Here is a 21,794-nt window from a genome sequence, read left to right as displayed (position 1 = left end):
GGGGTTTATAAAACTATGCGCTACGTTATCATAACAGGAACTTCACAAGGTTTAGGTGAGGCAATCGCTACGCAATTATTAGAAAAAAATACAACTGTCATCTCTATTTCTAGAAGAGAAAATAAAGAGCTTACGAAACTTGCAGAACAATATAACAGCAATTGCATTTTTCATTCCCTAGATCTTCAAGATGTACATAACTTAGAAACTAACTTTAAAGAGATCATTTCATCTATTAAAAAAGACAATGTATTCTCTATTCATTTAATTAATAATGCGGGTACAGTTGCACCTATGAAGCCAATCGAAAAAGCTGAAAGCGAACAATTCATTACGAACGTTCACATTAATTTACTTGCACCTATGATTCTTACATCTACATTTATGAAACATACGAAAGACTGGAAAGTAGATAAACGCGTTATTAACATTTCATCTGGTGCAGGAAAAAATCCTTACTTTGGCTGGGGCGCTTATTGTACAACGAAAGCTGGTGTAAATATGTTTACACAGTGCGTAGCAACTGAAGAAGTAGAAAAAGAATATCCAGTAAAAATCGTCGCTTTTGCACCTGGTGTTGTTGATACTAATATGCAATCACAAATTCGTGAAACAAATAAAGAAGATTTCATAAACTTGGACCGCTTCATTGCATTAAAAGAAGAAGGAAAACTATTATCACCTGAATATGTTGCGAAAGCTATTCGTAACTTACTAGAAACTGAGGACTTCCCTCAAGGCGAGATTATTAGAATTGATGAATAACAAAAAGGTGTGCTAAAATAGCACACCTTTTTGTTTTACTTCTCTAAAAATATAAGCACAGACTCCGCAATTTTCTCATAACCAATTTCTTGATAAATTTTATTCGATATCGGATTCGCTAAATCAGTATATAACGTAGTCGTCTTGTACCCTTCATCTAACATACGTTGACTAAGTGCCGCTACACAATTAGATGCGTATCCCTTTTTCCTTGCTTCTTTCGGCGTGTATACGAAATTAACTGTTATATTATTTTTAGTTGGTCTCGTTTTTGCAGCTACAGAAACAAGTTTCCTATCTACTTCCAAACCAAACAGTCGATTTGTAGTTATTAATGTATGCGCAGTTTGTTTTGCTTCTTCTTTCGTAGTAGGAAGCTTTACGTCTTCACAAAATTGATATATCCACTGTTCTATTAATGGTAATTCATCATTATTTACCGCCCGGAAAAGTCCGTTCGCATTACACTTCTTCTTTACTCTGTTCAGCTCATACACACCTTGCTCCATTGCAACATTCATTTTCTTATTTTCTAATACCGCAATCTCTTCCGCTAATTTCTGTACAATTTTCTTATTACCGATCAATCCAGGAATATCTGGATATACTTTCGTTAACTCTTTTGCAAGTTCCTCAATAGCTACTCCCGAAATTTCAGAAGTTGCAACAATGATTTGTTTCTTCTCTTCTGTTTGCAGAAATACAACCGCAATCTCTTCTCCTTGTTTCGCTATCCCCATAAATATTGGTTGTTGGATCATTTGTAATACACCTAATATGAGATTGTTTTCCTGCTCATTCTTTTCTAGAAATGGTGTAACATCTTCTTTAAAATGAAAATCTCTTCATATACATGTAATTGAATCATCGACAATCTCTTCTCTCTATTTATATTTTAATTAAGTATTGGCGATTAATTCATTAAATCCCTCTTTTACGATTCAATAATATTCAAAACTAATGTATTTAAAGCATTTTCAGCTTGTAAAATTCTCTGTCTTTCCTTTTCAAATACATCTTCTTCTTTTCGAAATGACTCTTTTCGATTTTTAATCATACGATTCATTTCTTTTTTACTCGGTCCACCGTATACATTTCTTTTTTGAATAAAAGCTTCTGGCGATATAATTTCTTTCCACTCTTTTTCTAATAAATTTATTTTAAAATGTTCTTGCAAGTACATATTTATCTCTTTGAAGTGTAATTCATGTAGTTCTTTTTTCTGCTCCAATGACATATTTGCAATAGCACTTGCTGCATGATGAGCATGCCGAAATGGAATTTCATAGTTTTTTGTTAAAACATCGGCGAAATCCGTTATCGTTATTGCATGTTTATAGGAACGACTTTTTAACGTTTCTTCTTCTACTTTCATCGTTCGGATCACTGCATTCATCATACAAAAAACACGAATTGCCTTTTCAATTCCTTTATATAAATATGGCTGCAAGTCATCTTCCGTATCGACAATATCACCAAATGGTGTATTATGAATCATTTGAAATACTGTAAATGATTCTCCTAAAGCACTACTCGTAATTGCACGAGCGTGTTCAATTGAAACCGGATTTCGTTTTTGCGGCATTATACTACTGATTTGTACATATGGCTTTGCAACAGTAATACCGTCATATTCTTTCGTTGCTAACAACAAAAAGTCATGAATCCATCTACTCGTATTCGTCATCATTACCATAAGTAGCGAGCTAACTTCTAATAAATAATCCGCTCCGGCAACAGCATCATATGAGTTCTCAATTACAGTTGTAAATCCAAGTAGATGAGCAACTCGTTCTCGTTTAATCGGGAAACTTGTTGTAGAGAGTGCAGCTGCCCCCATTGGAGACTGATTTAAAAGCTGGTACGTTTTTTTCATTCGTTCTAAATCTCTTTGCATCGTATCGTAAATTGCTAAAGTATAATGACCAAATGTTGTTGGCTGTGCCGGTTGTGTATGTGTATAAGCTGGCATGATCGTTTCCTTATGATCATCAGCAAGTTGCAGTACACTTTCTTGCAATAGCAAATGATGTTCCATTAATCGTAATATATACCGCCTTAAACTCATGCGATACATCGTTACACCCATATCATTTCTACTTCTACCAATATGCATATTACTTACAAAATCGCATTTCGCTTCTTGAGAAATTAAATGTTCGATTAAAAAAAAGAGGTCTTCATGCTGCTCTGTATATACCAATTTACCTTTTGGTATTCGCTCTACTTTTCTAAGTGCGTTTAATATAACTTTAGCTTCTTCTATTTTCATTAAACTTTCTTCAGTCAGCATCGTAATGTGTGCTTTATGCACTTGAAACATATCTTTCAATAAGTAATTTCGTTGAAAATCAAATACATGTTGTAATACACAATCCACATATGTTTTTCCAGGGAAATCAGCGCCTTCACTCTTTATAAACTCTTCCTTACTCTGTTTCATCACCTTTTCCCCTCTCGCCTAAGTATTACTACCCATCATACCCAGAGATAGAAAAAAAGTGCCTGTACATAAAAATAAACTCGGTGCTCTCTGCACCGAGTTTATTTAATAAAAGTCGCATCATACTTATCGCTTTGCAACACTTGGAAATGTAAGTTTGCTAAATGTTTCCGTATTTCTGCACTATCGTCTTCATTTAAATTGTTCGCCAAAAACACAATTTCTGTACAGTTTCCACGTTTATCCATAGCGTAAACCGCTTTTGTAACCGTCCATGGTGTGTAACCATTCTTTTGTCCAGCATGTCTAAATGTTTTACGGTATTTCTTAGCACTCATGTCTGTTTCAACGATATTTGCCCACACTTTTTCTTCAGCTTCTGTCAAGCCACCTTTATGGTTTGCCTTTTGAAGTAATACCATATAATCATTTGCAGAAGCTGCTGGTAATCTATCTGACCAAATTTTGTCGTAACGTTCCTCTAAATAAAGCGGAATTTCCTTCTGTAATAATGGTCCCTTCTTCTTTAAGCGTTCATGAATAATCATCGAATATTCACGATATTGCTCTTGAGACATTTCTTTTAACTTTTTCTCTATTTTATATTTTGGAACATGTAATTCTTTATGCAAATATCCTGGGATATACAAAGATGAAACGATTGGAAATAGTGGTTGATGTGCAGGAAGTGATAAACTTTGTAAATTTCGATTGATGTTATCTAATCCTAACAATTCCATTAAGTATTCAGCATTTGCATTCGAACTAAACTTAACCATTCCTTTTGCCACTTCTTCTAAAGAAACCGCTCCTTCAGTTATCTTGCCCGTCTTCTCCAAATACTTTTGCCATCTATCTTGTGCACCACCATCTGTATTCGGCACATAATAGCGATTCACATCGTTAATCGACACGAAACTAGACGAATCAATTTTCCCTTCAGTAACTTGTTTCGTATATTCAAGCGCCACAATTAATTTCATCGTACTAGCAACTGGCAATACAACATTTGGGTTTACAGAATAAACAACTTTATCATTTCTCTTTACTAGAAGCGCACTATTTTTTTCATCTTTATGTTCTTCAATAAAAGATGCAATATACTGTGCATCATCATTATTTGAACTCCACACTTTTTTCACTAAAAAGTTACCCGATATTAGCAAAACAAAAATACCCACAATTACTGCGCATACTATAGTTTTTTTCAAGTAAAATTCCTCTCCTATTGTGTAACTCTTCTCTATTTATCATTAAAAAACAAAATAATGGAGATGGTCATTTAAATAACCATCTCCATTATTTTAACTTGTATGCTCCTATTATGTCTACGTCATAAATTTCACAAAATCCTCAAGAAACTTTTTATAATGTAACGACCAACCAATTCGCACCCAATTTTTTAATGCTTTTGCATCAGGTTGAGGTCGAAAATCAGCAATACTCTCTCCTTTTGCAATTCCAGCTGTATCTACATCGACACGACGATATACATAGTCTAAAAGGGATGGATTTGCCGCAACCATCATTGTAACGACGTCATGTACTGGGCTTCCTTTTATTTTCGGATTTAACTTTCTATAAGCTTTATAATAATACGTAAATATCGGCTCGATTAACTTATTAAAACTCGTTTTAGAGTGTTTCGTAATATATTTTACCATTTCCGGCGTAATAATTGCTTCAGATGTAACGTTAAGTGGTACTAATGTCACATTTTTAGCATTTTGCATAACTAATTGCGACGCAATCGGATCACCATGAAAATTCGCCTCTGCGACTGGTGTTACATTGCCAGGCATTAAGAAAGCACCGCCCATTATATAATATTCTTTCACATACTTCATCATCGGCTTTTCTAAAATAAATGCCGTCGCTAGTGTTGTTGATCTACCAGCATCGACTATTATTAATTCCCCTTTATATTTTTCAAGAAGATCAAAAAATGCACAAAAAGGCTTTATATTTGGCGAAAAAGTTTTTGGAGGTTTAATTGGCCCTAAACCGTCTGCCCCATGAATTTCTGGATAATACGTTGTAACATCTCCGGATAAAGGAATTTTCGCACCATTAATAACAGGTATATCTTCCCGTCCTGCCATTTGCAATAAATATGCGGCATTACTTGTCGCCTTTTCTTGTGTTACATTTCCATATCCCGTTACTACCCCAACAATATCAATATCAGGATGCAACAATCCATACATAATTGCTAAAGAGTCATCAATGCCTGGGTCTCCTAAAAATAACACTTTTTTCATCGACCTCAACTCCATCCCCTCAGTTGTTATTAATTTATGAATAAACGTGGATATACAGAATAAAAAAGAACAAATTCATACGAAAAAACGCAGTCTTATAAGGACTACGTTCTTCAGCTAACCTATACTGTTTTTTTTACAGCACTCATACTTCCAATAACATAAGCGATAAACGCAAAACAAATTGGGAAGACAACTGTATGTATACCGAACGGATTTGGATAGAAAAGATGAATACACATATATGAACCTACTCCAACGAAAATGGAAGCAAGCGCTCCTGTAGCATTTCCTTTTCTCCAATATAACCCTAATACGATTGGCCAAATGAATGCTGCTTCTAATCCACCGAAAGAAAATAAATTTAGCCATATTAAAAAATCTGGTGGTTTAATCGCCGCTGCATAAACGAGTAGCCCTACAATACCAGTAATCCACAAACTTCCTTTTTTTATCGTACTGTCTGCTGCATCTTTATTTATGTAATTTACGTATATATCTTTAATAATTGACGAGCTTACAAGTAATAATAAAGAGTTTACTGTAGACATAATCGCCGCCATTGGTGCAGCTAAGAAAACTCCAGCTAACCAAGGTGGCAACACTTCCATCGCGAGTAGCGGCATTACTTTATCTGGTACCGTTATACCTGGAAGTACTACTCTTGCAAATACACCTGTTAAATGCATACCAATCATAATTGTACCAACGACAACTGTTCCAATTATTAAAGCTTGGTGCATAGCTTTTGAATTTTTATAAGACATGGCACGCACGCTAATTTGCGGTAAACCTACAACGCCAATTCCAATTAAAATCCAAAATGATGTAACATATGATTTCGTTAAACTGCCATCTGCTCCGAATGGTGTAATTAAATTTGGATTAATTTGAACAAGTTCCTGCATAATCTTTTCAATTCCACCACCAGCAATGACAGTAGCAATTAAAATGATTGTCGTTCCAACTAACATAATGATTCCTAATAATGTATCTGATAGCGCGACTGCACGAAATCCACCAATTAATACGTACACAAGTACAGAAAAAGTAAATAAAAATAGTGCTGTTGTATACGATAGACCCGTTAGTGACTCGATTAATCGTCCACCGCCGACCCACTGGGCTACTGTCGCTGAAAATAAAAAGATAATAATACATAACGCAGAGAGTATAACAACTGCTTTATTATTGTATCTCCCTTTTAAATAATCGATAAGAGTAATTGCTTCCATCTTCCTAGCAATAATTGCAAACTTTTTACCGATAACCGTTAAAACGATATATCCTGTTACAACTTGAATCGCAGATAATAGTACCCATCCAAGCCCCATATTGTAAGCAATACCGGGACCACCAATAAAGCTACTTGCACTACCGTACGTAGCAATCATTGTCATCGCTAATAATAAACCGCCTAACTCACGCCCACCAAGAAAATATTCTTGTAAAAATTTATTATGTGCTGTTGCTTGCACGCGTCTTGAAGCATATACACCAATTAAAAATACAACGATAAACGAAATTATCATTGGAATGATTACATACCAATTCATCTATTATTCCTCACTTTTTTCTTCCTCATCGAGTGAAATATCTTGAAATACAAAACGAACAACTAAACTAAGTAAAATAACCATAACGATAAATCCAACGATACAGCTATAAAAAAACCATGCGGGAAAACCTAATACATATGTATATTCACTCGGATCTTTACTACCAAGCCCATAAGCAAATCCGTACCATATTATAAAATTAATAATAGCAAGTCCAAGACCAATTAACGCTTCTCTATGGGCTATTCGAAAGCGTGGATCATCATGATAATCTTTCATTTTTCCCCCTCCTCTCACGATGTATTATTGTACCATTGTTCTTCTAGTTTTTCCTACTAGAAAGCAAAAACAAGCAGGATTTTTTATAATCATATAGAAGCTTCTCTTACATTACATATTTTTTACAATTGTAACACAAATGAAATTTGAATTTTCAGTATTTATTAATTATGATTTTAATTAGAGGCTTTCCATCTAGTTTCCACATCCTTGATTTCGGAATAAGCGCCGTCTCGTACTGCGTTTACATTATATTTTCAAGGGGGTTATACAATGAGTCAACTAGCTGTAAATCTTCATGAAAAGGTAGAAAAGTTTCTTCAAGGTACAAAAAAGTTATATGTGAATGGATCTTTCATTGAAAGCGCTTCCGGTAAAACATTTAAAACACCTAACCCAGCAACTGGTGAAACACTTGCCGTCGTTTCTGAAGCTGGTCGCGAAGATATTCATAAAGCTGTAGTCGCAGCTCGTATGGCTTTTGACGAAGGTCCTTGGTCTCGTATGAGCACTGCTGAGCGAAGCCGTCTCATGTACAAGTTAGCTGATCTAATGGAAGAACATAAAGAAGAGCTTGCACAGCTCGAAACATTAGATAACGGAAAACCAATCCGTGAAACAATGGCAGCAGACATACCACTTGCAATTGAGCATATGCGCTATTACGCTGGATGGGCTACGAAAATCGTTGGTCAAACAATTCCTGTTTCCGGTGATTACTTTAACTATACACGCCATGAAGCTGTTGGTGTCGTTGGTCAAATTATCCCTTGGAACTTCCCGCTTCTTATGGCAATGTGGAAAATGGGAGCAGCGCTTGCTACAGGATGTACAATCGTTTTAAAACCTGCAGAACAAACTCCACTATCTGCTCTATACTTAGCTGAATTAATTGAAGAAGCTGGATTCCCGAAAGGTGTTATTAATATCGTACCTGGATTCGGTGAATCAGCTGGACAAGCTCTCGTTAATCATCCACTCGTTGATAAAATTGCATTTACCGGCTCTACTCCTGTCGGTAAACAAATTATGCGACAAGCATCCGAATCATTAAAACGCGTTACACTTGAATTAGGCGGTAAATCACCAAATATCATCTTGCCAGATGCTGATTTATCTCGCGCGATTCCTGGTGCACTTTCTGGTGTTATGTTTAACCAAGGACAAGTATGCTCTGCTGGGTCACGCTTATTTGTTCCGAAGAAAATGTATGATAATGTCATGGCTGATCTCGTCCTCTATTCTAAAAAACTAAATCAAGGTGTCGGTCTTAACCCCGAAACAACAATTGGTCCTCTCGTTTCTGAAGAACAACAAAAACGTGTAATGGGCTACATTGAAAAAGGGATTGAAGAAGGAGCTGAAGTACTATGCGGAGGAAGTAATCCATTCGATCAAGGCTACTTCGTTTCTCCTACAGTATTCGCTGACGTAAATGATGAAATGACGATCGCAAAAGAAGAAATTTTCGGTCCAGTTATTTCTGCAATACCATTTAACGATATTGATGAAGTAATTGAACGTGCAAATAAATCACAATTCGGCTTAGCAGCTGGTGTGTGGACAGAAAATGTTAAAACAGCACACTATGTTGCAAGTAAAGTACGTGCTGGTACAGTATGGGTAAACTGTTATAACGTCTTTGATGCAGCATCTCCATTTGGAGGATTTAAACAATCCGGTCTTGGTCGTGAAATGGGATCTTATGCATTAAATAACTATACAGAAGTGAAGAGCGTTTGGCTTAACTTAAATTAATGAGAAAGAACCTGACCTATCCGGTCAGGTTCTTTTCATTATGTATTCCTTTAAACTTGCAGTCCTCCGCTCACATTTAATACTTCTCCTGTAATATAGGATGCGTATTCTGATGCTAAAAAAGCTGCTGCGTTTGCAATATCTTCTGGCGTTCCAATTCTACCAACTGGAATCGCGCCAACCATCTTTTCTTTCACTTTATCTGGTATCGTTTTTGTCATATCTGTATCCATAAACCCTGGACAAATCGCATTACACGTAATACCGAAACTTCCAACTTCTTTCGCTGCCGTTTTCGTTAAACCTACAACGCCTGCCTTCGTAGCCGCATAATTTGCTTGACCTATGTTTCCTTCTCTACTAATTGAAGATATATTAATAATGCGTCCATACCCTTGTTGTCTCATGTAAAGAAGCGCTGGTTGCATACAATAAAAAACACCAGTTAAGTTCACTTGTAATACTTGTTCCCAAGCAGACTTCTCCATTTTATGTAACATTGCATCTCTTGTAATCCCGGCGTTATTCACCAAAATATGTAATGTACCGAATTTTTGAACCGCATATTCAATTAACGACTTCGCTTCATTTTGATTACTCACATCACATGGATATGAGCATACTTCATATCCTTCATCTGATAATTCACGTGTCGTTTTTTGTAGCTTCTCTTCATTTACATCGCTAATTAATACTTTCGCCCCCAGCTTTGCATAAACCCTTGCAATCTCTTTTCCAATTCCCTGTGCAGCTCCTGTTACAACAGCTGTTTTCCCATATAAAAACTCCATTCCTATCCCCCATTTCTATTACTTATACTGTATATTTCGGCTTTTTACTTTCCAATTCCTCTTTGTATAAAAAAGTCTATTTGTGTCAAACTAACTTTGCAACGTCGCATAAAGTGCAAGGAGATTATGTCGAATGAACAAAAAGAATTTCAAACAAAGCAAAGCAACTGATGGCATTGATGTTGAGTTCTCTCGCGAACTCGCTGACCACAATGACTTAGAAGCAAACGCACGTGCAAATGCCGCTGATGCACGTCAAAAACGCCAATCAACCGAAAAATAAGGTACATCACAACCTTATTCTTTTCAAAAGGGACCTACTACCCAACAAAATAAACCGAGAGACATCTCTCGGTTTATTTTCTATATTTTTTTGCATAATGAGCCAAAGTAAGCAACGGATATATATGAGCATAACTATGATAACAAATATAAAACCCACCTGGTAAACCTGTTCCAGTAGGATATTTTTCATTTATATAAGGGTTGGAGAGCAAATATGAAATACCTTTTCGAATGACTGGCGTTTCTTTATCATAGTAAGAAATGAGGGCATCTAACGCCCATGCTGTTTGGGATGGTGTACTAAATGGTAAAGTAACGAACCTTTTCTCCACACTACTGTGGCAAGATTCTCCCCAGCCACCATCTTCATGCTGTATATGTTCAAGCCATAAAGCGGCTCGTTTTAATGATGGGTTGCTAGATGGAGTTCCTAGTGACCGTAAACCAGTCATAACCGCCCACGTACCATATATATAACAAATCCCCCATTTCCCATACCATGATCCATTTTCCTCTTGTGCATTCGTTAACCAATTTATCGCACTTTGTTTTTGTTTCTCAGGCAATTCGTTTTGTCCATACGTCCCGAAAAACTCTAGCACTCTCCCTGTAATATCTGGTGTAGAAGGATCTGTAATCATATCACTCGCATTTTCGATTGGTAAATTTGCTAATATACGGCTCGTTACCCCTTTTTCAAAAGCTCCCCAACCACCATCATTATTTTGCAATCCTTTAACCCAATTAACCGCTCGCTTCCAAGCATTGTCTACATTTTCGTTCCCTCTACTTCGCGCCAATGCTCTTAACACAGCAGTTGTATCATCAATATCTGGAATCGTCGTATTCACATCCGAAAAGCCCCAACCACCTGGGAAGAGATCCGGTGCATGTACACTCCAATCTACTTTCTTTGTTTGCTGTTTTCTTAGTAAATACGCTGATGCATTTTGAATCACTTTACTTGCTTTCGGAACTTGAGCTTCTTGCAAAGCATAACTGAGTAAAGCTGTATCCCATATAGTTGACGGAGAGTTTTGCAAATGGCTCCCTCTTTCCATCTTCCATATATAAGATGTAATTCCCATTATAGCCTTCTCAATAATTGGTGATTGAATAGAATGTCCTAATGCAAGTAAAGCATAAATCATATAAAACGAAGCAGTTGCGTAACTATATAATGTTCCATTTTCATCAATACGCTCTTTCATAAAACGTTCTACTTCCTCATATCCTTTATGATGCAAAGAAAGTGGATACGTTATAATTTTCTTCACGTCACTTGCTAACGTTTGAAAAACTGGAGACCGATCCTCTCGAAACCATTCTCCGCCCCCGCCTGCAATGTGATTTAAATTTGGCAATAACTTTTTCCCTACTCGAAACCTTTTATTTAAGCACAGCATCATCGGAATTAAATGGATACGTGCTGAGCTACTCAATTCAAATATACTGAGGGGGGAATCATTCTGTAGAAACATGATTGGTGTTGGTAAATGGAAGAGTGAAGGATATTCATATTCTCCATGAATTGCTAATAAAAACTTCGTCATAAAATGAGCACGCGCCACGCCTCCGCGTTCCTTAATAAAATTTTCCGCTCGCTTCATATTCGCATCTTCTTTTGTATATTTTTTCGATGCAAGTAAGGCGGCATAAGATTGAATGGTAGCTGATAAATTACCTCCCACTTCATCTTCATACAATTTCCATGTTCCTTCATTTGTTTGAAGTGATGCTAATCTTTTTACAAACGGTTCTATCTCTTTATCTCTACCTAATAATTTTAATAAAAAAATCATATGGCAATCTGTTAATGGAGCTCCTTCAAAACAAAATCTCCACGTACCATCTTGCCGTTGCATCGATTGAAGTGCAGTTGCTCTTCTCGCTATTTCTTCATGCACTTTTTCATATAATAACAAGTTATTCACCCACCCTTTCGAAATCCGTATAACGATATTCAAAAAGGTAGCTGAATATGTATAAAAACAAAGAAAAGCAGAACATATAAAATGTTCCGCTCATAAACAATATCCTACTCCGACAATAATCCCTAATAAAGCACCAACTACTACTTCATACGGTGTATGCCCAACAAGTTCATTTAACTTCTTATATTCTGTTTGTCTACCGTGAAAAAACTCATTCAATATTTTTGCTTGTTTACTTACTGCAAGCCTTACTCCTGAAGCATCATACATAACAATAATGGCAAAAATAGTAGCAACCGCAAACATCGAGCTTTCCACACCTTCTACTACCCCAACTCCTGTAGCAAGTGCTGTAACAGTTGAAGCATGAGAACTCGGCATCCCACCTGAAGCGAAAAACTTTGCAAAATCAAATTCACCCGTTTTGACTAATTTAAAGACTACTTTCGTTAATTGTGCTAAAAACCATGAAATTACAGCGGCCATAAGCGGATCATTATGTAAAATTGTTTCCACGTTCTCAGCTCCCTACTAGCTATGATGGAAATCCTATATAGTATCAGTATAAAGAAAAATGCGTAGAAAATACTACGCATTATGATACTTTTGCTGATTTATTTTTTATAAATTTCGGTTGTTTCTGCACTAAAAACTTTGTCTTCGCTACCGAGAATACAAATAAAGCAACCCATATACAGAAAAATGCAATCATATGTGTAGATGTGAAATGTTCACCAAATACAAATACACCTAAAATTAAGCTAATTGTTGGCGCAATATATTGTAAAAATCCCACCATATAAAGCGGAATAAGTTGTGCTCCTTTTGCAAAATAAAATAGTGGTAATGCCGTTACAATACCTGCTCCTATTAAAAGTAACGTTGATAACATTGAAATAGATCCAAATGAGCCGAAACCATGTGCTCCTGTCATAACAAGATAAATGATTGCAAACGGCGTCACTAACATCGTTTCCATCGTAAGTCCAATTGTGGCATCATAGTTTAACAGTTTTTTCGTTAATCCGTATAATCCAAATGAAAAGGCAAGTGAAAGAGAAACCCACGGAATAGATCCGAAACGTACTGTTAAAATGACAACCCCTACTCCTGCTAAACCAACTGCAACATATTGCCAAAAGTTTAACTTTTCCTTTAAAACGACTGTACCAAGTAAAATACTAATAAGCGGATTAATATAATAGCCAAGACTCGCTTCAATAACATGATTATGATTAACGGCCCATATGTAAACAAACCAGTTTCCGCTAATCAAGACTGAAGCTATTGTTAATGACATTAATAATTTAGGTCGTTTAAAAAGATTCACAAATTCCCCAATAAACTGGCGAAACCTCTTCGTAACACCTAATACAAGTAACATAAAAACAAATGCCCAAACGATGCGGTGTGCTAATATTTCATCTGCTGGAACTTCCTCAACCCATTTCCAATAAATCGGTAGAATTCCCCACATCGTATAAGCACCAGCCGCATATAGTATCCCTTTTTTTTGCTCTGCTGATTGACTCCCCATCTTCCTTTTTCTCCTCTTCTCATTTTTTCTCCATTATACGGTCTCACATGCTCACTTTACCAATAATCAATCTGCATTTCTTTCGACATTTCTCATACAACGAATAATAAACATACCGTTATTACAACAAGTAACGGTATGCCGAAAACAAATTTCTTTTTATGAGTTTTATGATGAAACATATACATACCGATCCAAGCTCCAACTGCTCCCCCAGCTGCCGCTGATAAAAACAGCGTACTTTCTGGCGTTCTCCACTGTTTCTTCTTTGCTTTTCGTTTATCAAGCCCCATAAGGCTAAAAGCTATAACGTTAATAATAAGAAAATAAATCCATTTCATCGCTTTCTCTCCTTATGAAAAATTCGCTTAATGGTAACACGAAAAAACGCCGGAAACAACTGAAGAACTCTTTTTATCAAACTAGTTTCATTCCTTTTTCTTAATTAGTTACCTTCATATTTACAAAACCAACTAAAATCGCAATTAAAGCATTTAAATAGAAAAATGTTATGAGCAGAATCTTATATTTCATTACATTCACCCACTACCATATCATCAAAAAAACTGCTCTCAATCACTTTCTCCTCAAAATGAAGAACTACAATTAGCCCTACATATAAAGAAACCAAATTTAGAAACCATTCCCCATTCTCATCTTTCTTAGCTAAGCATTTAAATATCTCTTGAAATTGCATACGCTCGTCTGCAGCAACAATCGGACGCACACCAAAATATTTCAATACGAGATTCAGCTTCAACTGCACGGATAATGATAAAATATATTTTAATAGCTTCGTATACTCTGTACTATCTTTTTGACTATACAACTTCACAAGCTTTGGATGTAAATTCGAAATCGATAATTCCTCGTCAGTCACTCTAGTTACTTCTATCGTTTCAATCATCTTTTTCATATCCATCACATTCACCCCTTCTGAAAAAATTCTAAAGCCAAAGAGTACTTAATTCAAAATGTGCAATAATTGTGCGTTTCTCGTCTCTCGTTCTTCCTCACTGACTAAATCATACTTTTTTAGAAGGTGAAAAATATCATTTAATAATTTCTGCGAATGATTACCTTGTAAAAAACTCTTTAACTCTTTAAAGATCCCTTCAGGTAAAGAATTCTTTTGACTTTCGAGCTTATTCATCACATCTTCAATAGAATGATCAATGTTACACGCCATACTAAACTTCCCCCTCTATCCTCTATAAATAATATCCTCAGCTAACGATGTAAACACTTCTCCAACAAGAGAATCTTCATCATATACAGATGAACCGCTATTTTCTTCACGTTTTGCAAAAGGTACTTGTGCGATTACTTCTGTTTGCAATTGTTCTGCTAACATTTCGCCACCGCCTTTTCCGAAGAGATAATTTTTCGATCCATCTTGCTCTTCATAATAAGCCATATTTTCCACAATACCTAAAATCTCATGCTTCGTATGTTTTGCCATTACACCGACTCTTGAAGCAACGAATGAAGCTACATTGTGCGGAGTTGTAACAATTATTTCTTTCGCTTGCGGAATCATCGCTGCAACATCAATCGCAACATCTCCTGTACCTGGTGGTAAATCAAGTAATAAATAATCTAATTCTCCCCAGTGCGTATTCGCAAGGAAATTTTGAATCCATTTATTTAGCATCGGACCGCGCCACATAACTGGGTTATTTCCTTCTGTAAAAAATCCCATCGACATGATTTTAACACCGTGACTAATGACTGGAATTGCCGTTTGATCAATCATCGTTGGTTTCGTATTCGTTTCCATCATAGCTGGAATACTAAAACCATATATATCCGCATCTAATATCCCCACTTTTTTCCCCATACGAGCTAGTGCAGTTGCAAGATTAATTGTCACCGTTGATTTTCCAACTCCGCCTTTTCCGCTCGTTACAGTAATAAAACGTACTCCTGAATCCAGGCGAAGCATGCTCGGCATACCAGTTTCTGTTCTAGTATTTTTCTTTAACTTCTCTGTTAAAGCTGCACGTTCTTCTTGTGTCATAGAACCAAATGTTATCTCCACTTTAGAAGCACCAATTGCGTGAAGTGATTCTTCAATATCTTGTTGAATTTTTGCTTTTAACGGACAACCTTGGATTGTTAGTACTACTTCAAGTTTAACCTCTGTTCCGTTCATTTGTATATTTCTAACCATATTTAATTCTACAACACTTTTGTGTAACTCTGGATCCTCTACATGTTTTAATGCATTCATTATTTGTTCTTGAGTAAGCATGGAACTCATCCCTTCTCTTATTCTAATTTATATACAACATCTTCTTGGCGCTTCATCTGGTGAAAAAGCTTATTACCCGCCGCTAACGGGCGGGATTAATGCGACTATATCTCCAGCCTTTATCATCTCTTCATTCATTACAAACTCCTCATTAACAGCCATCATCACTTTATCCAGCGATTGTAAACAATAGCTGACTTTGAGCCATTCTTTTAATTGCTGCACTGTCATTTCTTGCTTTTCTGAAATTACTAATCGATCCGATCCAACTTCCTCACGCAAATTTGCAAATAATAAAATTGTAATCATTTTCTCATTCTTCCTTCTTTGGTTTTCCTTCTGGATATGGTGTGTTTTCAAGTTGATCTCCAATCCACATCGTTCCATCTTCCCAAAATTCTTTTTTCCAAATTGGAACAATTCGTTTTATACGTTCAATCGCGTACTCATTCGCTTCATAAGCTACTTTACGATGCGGTGATGAAACTGCAATGACTACCGCAATATCCATTATTTCTAGCCGCCCTACACGGTGCGTAATTGCTACTTTTGCATCCGGCCATCTTTCACTAATCTCTTCACCAATTCTCATAAGTTGTTTTACTGCCATCGGTTTATATGCTTCATACTCTAAATGTAGCGTTCGTTTTCCTTTTGTTAATTCTCTCACCGTACCAATGAATGTTGTAATCGCACCTGCTTCCCTTCTTGCGACTTTATTCGTTACTTCTTCAACTAAAATCGGATTATCTACAATTTCAAATAGCGCTTGTCTCATTAGAACCACCTCTCACTTTATGAAATGTCCAAGGCCATTCACTACCTTCGTTATCTTCTAATAATAGAACATCAACAAACATATCTTTTTTATATCCTCTTGTCCCGCCCGGCAATATGATAAACGCATTTGATTCTGCCAATGAAGAAACTGAGCTAGATTTATCAAACCCTGATGGATAAGCGATTAATTTCCCCTCATCATATTGCAATTTTGCTCGTACAAATCTTGTAAATGGATTCGGTTTTAGAAAATCTTCTCCTAATAACGCTTTTTCTCTTTTTAAATGTACTTTTTCACTAAACATATACGTCCGAATACACGGTCTTACGAATAATTCAAACCCTACGTAACAAGCGGATGGATTTCCTGATAAACCAAATAATAACTTGCCATTTAATTGCGCTACAGTCGTAACACTTCCTGGCCGCATTGCAACTTTATTGAAAAGAACAGAGGCACCTAACTTTTCGTAAATAGCTGGTAAATAATCGTAATCTCCTACTGATACACCGCCTGTTGTAATGAGCATATCTACTTGGCTTAACGCTTCTTTTACAGCTGTGAAACATGTATGAAAATCATCACTAAACTTCCCAAAATATTTTGCTCTTCCGCCCGCTCTTCGAATTTGAGACAATATCATGTACGTATTACTGTTTCGGATTTTCCCTGGCTGTAATGAATCATTGACATCCAGTAATTCACTCCCAGTCGCTAACAGTCCAATTACAGGCTTTTTCGCAACTGGTACTTCACTATAACCGAATGTAGCAAGAAGAGCTGAAATACCTGGATTAATGTACGATCCTTTCTTTGCAAGAACCGTTCCTTTACGAGCATCTTCACCTTGAAAAGAAATATTGTCGCCATTTTTGAATGATCGCTTCACTTCCATATAATTGTTGCCATTCTTCTCATATTGACGAGTCAGCTCTAACATAACAACCGCATCACACTCATTCGGAATTTGTGCTCCCGTCATAATTCGAACTGCTTGAAACGGACCTACTTTCTCATGGAATAGCGATCCTGCACCAATTTCACCCACTACTTCAAATACAATTGGCGTTTCATAACTTGCTAAATTAGTATCTTCTGCTCGAATAGCAAATCCGTCATACGGCGAACGATTAAATGACGGTACATCATGGTCAGCTACTAAATCCTCTGCTAATATACATCCATAAGCTAATTCAATTGGTAATAGCTCCTTTAAGCCTTTATCAGCAAATCCCATCACTTTACGAACAGCTTCTTCAACCGTAATTGGCACTCTTCTTTCCATTGTTGACACCCTCTCTATTAACCGAATACGCGATAATATAGTTGTTTCGCTTTCGAAATATCATTTGTACCATGAATAAAAACACGACCATCTCGAAAAACAACCACGCGGTAATCATCGAATTGGCAAGATAGTAAATACGGATTCCGATCTACTTTCCCCAGTTTTTGTAATACTTTTTCTATATCATCAAAATTGTATTTCCTATTGTCTACTGTTCTAATTTGAACTGTATTTCTTCCGCATAAAACAGCTGCTTTCGTTTGATTTTCGTATGATAAATAAGGATAAGTTCGATTCAAACCGCATGAGAGACAAGTGTCTGTTTTTATTTTCCCTAATTTTATAAAATGATTTTGATTACTCCATATATCAAACATGAAAAATGTTTTTCTAATTGCTGAGAAATCTTCCACTAAAATTTTGAGTGCTTCTGCCACTTGATATGCTGCGACGATTTGAACAGTCGGGCTAATAATTCCAGCGGTATCACATGTCACACCTGTAACAGGAATATTTTTCAGCATACAATGTAAACACGGTGTCTCTTGCGGAATAATTGTATAACTCATACCATACGATCCAACGCAAGAACCATATACCCAAGGAATATTATGTTTTTGTGATAAATCATTTATTACAAATCGAATATCAAAATTATCTGTTGCATCAATGATTACATCTACATTTTTTAATAGACCTTCCATATTTTCTGAAGTTGCATCCATTACGAAAGCATGTATTTGTACTTCCGAATTAATTTGTTCTAACCGATTTTTTGCAGCAATTGCTTTCGGCATTTTCTCTCTCGCATCTTGTTCAGAGTACAATTGTTGCCTTTGTAAATTACTCCATTCAACGTAGTCACGATCAATAATCGTCAACTTGCCAACACCTGTACGTACGAAACTTTCGGCACTTGCACTTCCTAATGCGCCTGCCCCTACAATTAACACATGTTTATTTCGAATTTTTTCTTGTTCTTTACTCCCAATTGGTTTGAACAACTGTTGTCGTGAATACCGATCAGCCATTACATACCCTTCCTCTCAAGAACTCTATTTCATATCAGAATGTTGTTTCTGATAACAAGCAAAGTAAGCAAAACCAACAAACCCAGCTCCTCCAATTACATTTCCGATAAAAACAGGAACAAAATTTTTAGCCAAATCCATCCACGTTAGATGACCAGCAAAAATAACAGCGGAAATGACAAACATATTTGCTACTACTTGCTGAAATCCAATCACTACAAATGCCATAATTGGAATCCAAATTCCGATGATTTTTCCGACAAAATCACTCGTCCCGTAAGCGAGCCAAAGAGCAAGACAAACGAGCCAATTACAACCAATTGCTAAAATTAAAGTTCTTCCAAATGATTCATGTAACTTCCCTTCCGCTATCGCTACCGTTTTATTTAAATACTCTCCCTCTGTTAATCCGCCAAGATGCCCAAAGCAATACGCAACGAAAATTGCCCCAATAAAATTCATGAGAGTAATCCAAACCCAGTTATTCAGTACACTTATCAATGTAATTTTCTTTGCATAAAGCGCCATAGACAGTGACATCATATTTCCCGTAATTAATTCTCCTCCTGCTAATACTACGAGCATGAGTCCAACAGGAAATACTGCTCCTCCTAAAACATTCACTAGACTTCCCCAGCGCTCAGGTAAATTCCCTAAAACTCGAATGTTAAGTAAAAAACCTATCGCAATAAACGCTCCTCCTAAAAAACCGAGAATAAGCATCGCTGGCAATGTCTGTCTTACTTTTTGAACACCGGCCTCAATGACAAGCTCAGCAATTTGTTCCGGCTTATGAAATGCCATTACCCATTCCTCCATTTTCTCCAAATAAAAAAGCAGCTTCAAAAAACCTCCTCAAAATAAAGGTTTTTGAATGCTGCTTAATTTCTCTGCACATCTTTTACAGAGATATCAATCATCACTTTTACTATAAAATAGAAAATCCACAACTCTTGTAAATTTTCCATTTTTCACTATGAAGCTAGCTTTATATATTAACCACCGATATGTGACATTTCAATTTTAGGTATTGTTTTCTTATTTGTATGATTTAAGCGTTCATCTGAATAACGATCTTCCCTATTATTCCATATATCGCGTACTACATCTGTAATGTCCTCATCTGTATGTTCAGAACGAAGCAATTCTCTTAAATCATTTCCTTTAGAAGCAAATAAGCAAGTATATAATTTTCCTTCTGCAGAAATACGAGCTCTCGTACATGATGAGCAAAAAGAATCTGTTACTGATGAAATAATACCTATTTCCTCATCGCTTCCTATATAACGATACCTAGTAGCCACTTCACCAGAATAATTTGCTTCTATCCGTTCTAACGGCATAACTTGATGAATCGTATCTACTATTTCTTGTTTAGAGACGACCTCTTTTAAATCCCAACCATTATAATTTCCAACATCCATATACTCAATAAAACGAAGAATATGCTTATTTTCCTTAAAATATTGCGCCATCTGCAAAATGTCCTGTTCGTTTTTTCCCTTTTGAACGACCATGTTTATTTTAATTTTCATTCCAACTTCAGCTGCAGCCTGTATTCCTTCCAGAACCCTTTGCACTTTGCTCCTATTACCATTTAAATAGAAAAACCGATCTTCTTCCAAGGAATCTAAGCTAACTGTTACACGTGATAGTCCCGTCTTATATAAATCAGGAGCAAACTTTTTAAGTAACGATCCATTGGTTGTTAAACCGATATCTTCTACACCATCAATTTTATTAAGGCGCTCAATAAGCTGCGGAAGACCTCTTCGAAGTAACGGTTCTCCGCCCGTAATTCGTAACTTTCTTACACCTAAAGAAACAAAAATACGTGTTATCCTTTCAATCTCATCAAAAGATAAAATTTTATCATTAGACAAAAACGAGTAATCAGGACCAAATATTTCTTCTGGCATACAATATCGGCAGCGAAAATTACAGCGATCAGTAACTGAAATACGTAAATCCTTTAACGGACGTTGCAACTTGTCTAATGTAACTGATTTCATCTTCATTGCCTCACTTTTATTTTATATTTAAAACACGTTCTGGATGGGTATATACATTTAAGGAGTGATTACGAATAAATCCTATTGTCGTAATACCTAAATCTTCCGCTAGTTGCAAAGCTAATTCAGTTGGAGCTGATTTTGATAGTATAATTTCACAACCGATTTTTGCAACTTTCAATAATATTTCCGAAGAAATACGACCACTAAAAACAATGATTTTATCTTTTATAGAAATATCGTTTCTTAAACAATAACCGTAAATTTTGTCTAGTGCATTATGCCTACCAATATCCATTCGGCTTAAAATAATACCATTCACATCACATAAAGCTGCATTATGAACCCCGCCAGTATGATGAAACGTATCCGCAGATTGCTGCATTTCTTTCATTAACCGAAAACAATCCTCTGCCGCAACCTGTACATGGACACCCTTCATTTTTTTTGCACTTAGTGCATCATTAGCAAAAACAAACCCTTGCCTACTCATACCACAACAAGACGTAATATATCGTTTATTTTGCATTTGTTCATAATACGGATTTACTTTTGTCGTTGTTACATGTACAAATCCTTCTTTCTCCTGCATCCATATGCTATCAATATCTTCATACTTCCGAATGATTCCTTCAGACGCCAAGAAGCCTATTACCATATCTTCTATATATTCTGGAGTACTAACCATTGTAACAAACTCCTGTCCGTTCATTTTAATGGTGACAGGAAACTCTGTTACAATGCTGTCCTCTATATGCTTAAACGCCCCTTGTTCATAACGAAAGATTTCTCTTTCTACCTGTATCGGTTTCACGA

The 21,794-nt window shown here is 36.2% G+C and carries 23 protein-coding genes and 1 pseudogene; 3 read left to right on the top strand and 21 right to left on the bottom strand.

Annotated features, from left to right (window positions below; genetic code table 11):
* Nucleotides 1-15: 15 nt before the first annotated feature.
* Entirely contained in the window at nucleotides 16-765 is a 750-nt protein-coding gene (locus H6481_RS15845; protein WP_063548294.1) for a (S)-benzoin forming benzil reductase, read from the top strand.
* Between the two features lie 35 nt (nucleotides 766-800).
* Here H6481_RS15845 and H6481_RS15840 read toward each other — a convergent pair.
* The 6 genes and pseudogenes from H6481_RS15840 to H6481_RS15815 all read right to left on the bottom strand — a co-directional run bounded on the left by H6481_RS15840 (nucleotide 801) and on the right by H6481_RS15815 (nucleotide 7,307).
* Nucleotides 801-1,633, bottom strand: a pseudogene (locus H6481_RS15840) (GNAT family N-acetyltransferase).
* A gap of 66 nt (nucleotides 1,634-1,699) precedes the next feature.
* Entirely contained in the window at nucleotides 1,700-3,208 is a 1,509-nt protein-coding gene (gene argH / locus H6481_RS15835; protein WP_023522691.1) for an argininosuccinate lyase, read from the bottom strand.
* Between the two features lie 101 nt (nucleotides 3,209-3,309).
* A complete protein-coding gene (locus tag H6481_RS15830) occupies nucleotides 3,310-4,419 on the bottom strand; it encodes a serine hydrolase (RefSeq protein ID WP_000751368.1) in 1,110 nt (369 codons plus the stop codon).
* Nucleotides 4,420-4,536: 117 nt separating this feature from the next.
* Nucleotides 4,537-5,469, bottom strand: coding sequence for a nucleoside hydrolase (locus H6481_RS15825; protein ID WP_000756465.1), 933 nt, complete (start codon nucleotides 5,467-5,469; stop codon nucleotides 4,537-4,539).
* Between the two features lie 122 nt (nucleotides 5,470-5,591).
* On the bottom strand, nucleotides 5,592-7,025 hold the full coding sequence (gene panF / locus H6481_RS15820) for a sodium/pantothenate symporter (protein WP_001104824.1): 1,434 nt from the start codon (nucleotides 7,023-7,025) through the stop codon (nucleotides 5,592-5,594).
* 3 nt (nucleotides 7,026-7,028) lie between these two features.
* Nucleotides 7,029-7,307, bottom strand: a complete 279-nt coding sequence (locus H6481_RS15815; protein WP_000656237.1) for a YhdT family protein — start codon at nucleotides 7,305-7,307, stop codon at nucleotides 7,029-7,031.
* Between the two features lie 273 nt (nucleotides 7,308-7,580).
* Between H6481_RS15815 and dhaS the strand changes: the two genes are divergently transcribed.
* The gene (gene dhaS / locus H6481_RS15810) at nucleotides 7,581-9,065 is read left to right on the top strand and encodes an aldehyde dehydrogenase DhaS (protein WP_000080279.1); all 1,485 of its coding nucleotides are present in this window, start codon (nucleotides 7,581-7,583) and stop codon (nucleotides 9,063-9,065) included.
* Between the two features lie 50 nt (nucleotides 9,066-9,115).
* Here the strand turns inward: dhaS and fabG are convergent, their stop codons facing one another.
* Nucleotides 9,116-9,856 (bottom strand): 3-oxoacyl-ACP reductase FabG, encoded by a 741-nt coding sequence (fabG, locus tag H6481_RS15805; protein ID WP_182812282.1) that lies wholly within the window; start codon nucleotides 9,854-9,856, stop codon nucleotides 9,116-9,118.
* A 133-nt stretch (nucleotides 9,857-9,989) separates the two neighbouring features.
* On the opposite strand from fabG, the gene H6481_RS15800 reads away from it, so the two are divergent.
* Entirely contained in the window at nucleotides 9,990-10,139 is a 150-nt protein-coding gene (locus H6481_RS15800; RefSeq protein WP_001035815.1) for a YfhD family protein, read from the top strand.
* Nucleotides 10,140-10,212: 73 nt separating this feature from the next.
* On the opposite strand, the gene H6481_RS15795 is transcribed toward H6481_RS15800, so the two are convergent.
* The 14 genes from H6481_RS15795 to fdhD form a co-directional block, all read right to left on the bottom strand.
* Nucleotides 10,213-12,066, bottom strand: a complete 1,854-nt coding sequence (locus tag H6481_RS15795; RefSeq protein ID WP_023522693.1) for a prenyltransferase/squalene oxidase repeat-containing protein — start codon at nucleotides 12,064-12,066, stop codon at nucleotides 10,213-10,215.
* Nucleotides 12,067-12,165: 99 nt separating this feature from the next.
* Nucleotides 12,166-12,591 (bottom strand): divergent PAP2 family protein, encoded by a 426-nt coding sequence (locus tag H6481_RS15790; protein ID WP_000447822.1) that lies wholly within the window; start codon nucleotides 12,589-12,591, stop codon nucleotides 12,166-12,168.
* A gap of 79 nt (nucleotides 12,592-12,670) precedes the next feature.
* On the bottom strand, nucleotides 12,671-13,612 hold the full coding sequence (gene rarD, locus H6481_RS15785) for an EamA family transporter RarD (RefSeq protein ID WP_000535541.1): 942 nt from the start codon (nucleotides 13,610-13,612) through the stop codon (nucleotides 12,671-12,673).
* A gap of 92 nt (nucleotides 13,613-13,704) precedes the next feature.
* Nucleotides 13,705-13,953, bottom strand: a complete 249-nt coding sequence (locus H6481_RS15780; protein ID WP_000871349.1) for a DUF1294 domain-containing protein — start codon at nucleotides 13,951-13,953, stop codon at nucleotides 13,705-13,707.
* A gap of 182 nt (nucleotides 13,954-14,135) precedes the next feature.
* Complete coding sequence (locus H6481_RS15775; RefSeq protein ID WP_000367304.1) at nucleotides 14,136-14,534, bottom strand: hypothetical protein; 399 nt, start codon at nucleotides 14,532-14,534, stop codon at nucleotides 14,136-14,138.
* A 42-nt stretch (nucleotides 14,535-14,576) separates the two neighbouring features.
* Nucleotides 14,577-14,801, bottom strand: a complete 225-nt coding sequence (locus H6481_RS15770) for a hypothetical protein (RefSeq protein ID WP_000752378.1) — start codon at nucleotides 14,799-14,801, stop codon at nucleotides 14,577-14,579.
* A gap of 15 nt (nucleotides 14,802-14,816) precedes the next feature.
* Entirely contained in the window at nucleotides 14,817-15,866 is a 1,050-nt protein-coding gene (locus H6481_RS15765) for a P-loop NTPase (RefSeq protein ID WP_182812279.1), read from the bottom strand.
* A gap of 72 nt (nucleotides 15,867-15,938) precedes the next feature.
* Nucleotides 15,939-16,175 carry a molybdopterin converting factor subunit 1 gene (gene moaD / locus H6481_RS15760; RefSeq protein ID WP_182812277.1) on the bottom strand — a complete coding sequence of 79 codons (237 nt, stop codon included), beginning with the start codon at nucleotides 16,173-16,175 and terminating at the stop codon, nucleotides 15,939-15,941.
* Nucleotides 16,176-16,179: 4 nt separating this feature from the next.
* The gene (moaE, locus tag H6481_RS15755; RefSeq protein ID WP_001248111.1) at nucleotides 16,180-16,644 is read right to left on the bottom strand and encodes a molybdopterin synthase catalytic subunit MoaE; all 465 of its coding nucleotides are present in this window, start codon (nucleotides 16,642-16,644) and stop codon (nucleotides 16,180-16,182) included.
* Nucleotides 16,625-17,932 (bottom strand): gephyrin-like molybdotransferase Glp, encoded by a 1,308-nt coding sequence (glp, locus tag H6481_RS15750; protein WP_182812274.1) that lies wholly within the window; start codon nucleotides 17,930-17,932, stop codon nucleotides 16,625-16,627. Before glp ends, moaE begins: the two co-directional genes overlap by 20 nt.
* A gap of 17 nt (nucleotides 17,933-17,949) precedes the next feature.
* Nucleotides 17,950-18,966, bottom strand: a complete 1,017-nt coding sequence (locus tag H6481_RS15745) for a molybdopterin-synthase adenylyltransferase MoeB (protein ID WP_182812271.1) — start codon at nucleotides 18,964-18,966, stop codon at nucleotides 17,950-17,952.
* A 24-nt stretch (nucleotides 18,967-18,990) separates the two neighbouring features.
* Nucleotides 18,991-19,770, bottom strand: coding sequence for a formate/nitrite transporter family protein (locus H6481_RS15740; RefSeq protein WP_097961095.1), 780 nt, complete (start codon nucleotides 19,768-19,770; stop codon nucleotides 18,991-18,993).
* A gap of 191 nt (nucleotides 19,771-19,961) precedes the next feature.
* Complete coding sequence (gene moaA / locus H6481_RS15735) at nucleotides 19,962-20,978, bottom strand: GTP 3',8-cyclase MoaA (RefSeq protein ID WP_097961096.1); 1,017 nt, start codon at nucleotides 20,976-20,978, stop codon at nucleotides 19,962-19,964.
* A 16-nt stretch (nucleotides 20,979-20,994) separates the two neighbouring features.
* Nucleotides 20,995-21,792 carry a formate dehydrogenase accessory sulfurtransferase FdhD gene (gene fdhD / locus H6481_RS15730; protein ID WP_063548306.1) on the bottom strand — a complete coding sequence of 266 codons (798 nt, stop codon included), beginning with the start codon at nucleotides 21,790-21,792 and terminating at the stop codon, nucleotides 20,995-20,997.
* Between the last annotated feature and the right edge of the window lie 2 nt (nucleotides 21,793-21,794).

The sequence above is a fragment of the Bacillus sp. ME78 genome (genome assembly GCF_903970865.1).
GTDB classification, from domain to species: domain Bacteria; phylum Bacillota; class Bacilli; order Bacillales; family Bacillaceae_G; genus Bacillus_A; species Bacillus_A cereus.
Note: the sequence above shows the minus strand (reverse complement) of the source record. Positions and strands in the feature narration are given on the sequence as shown.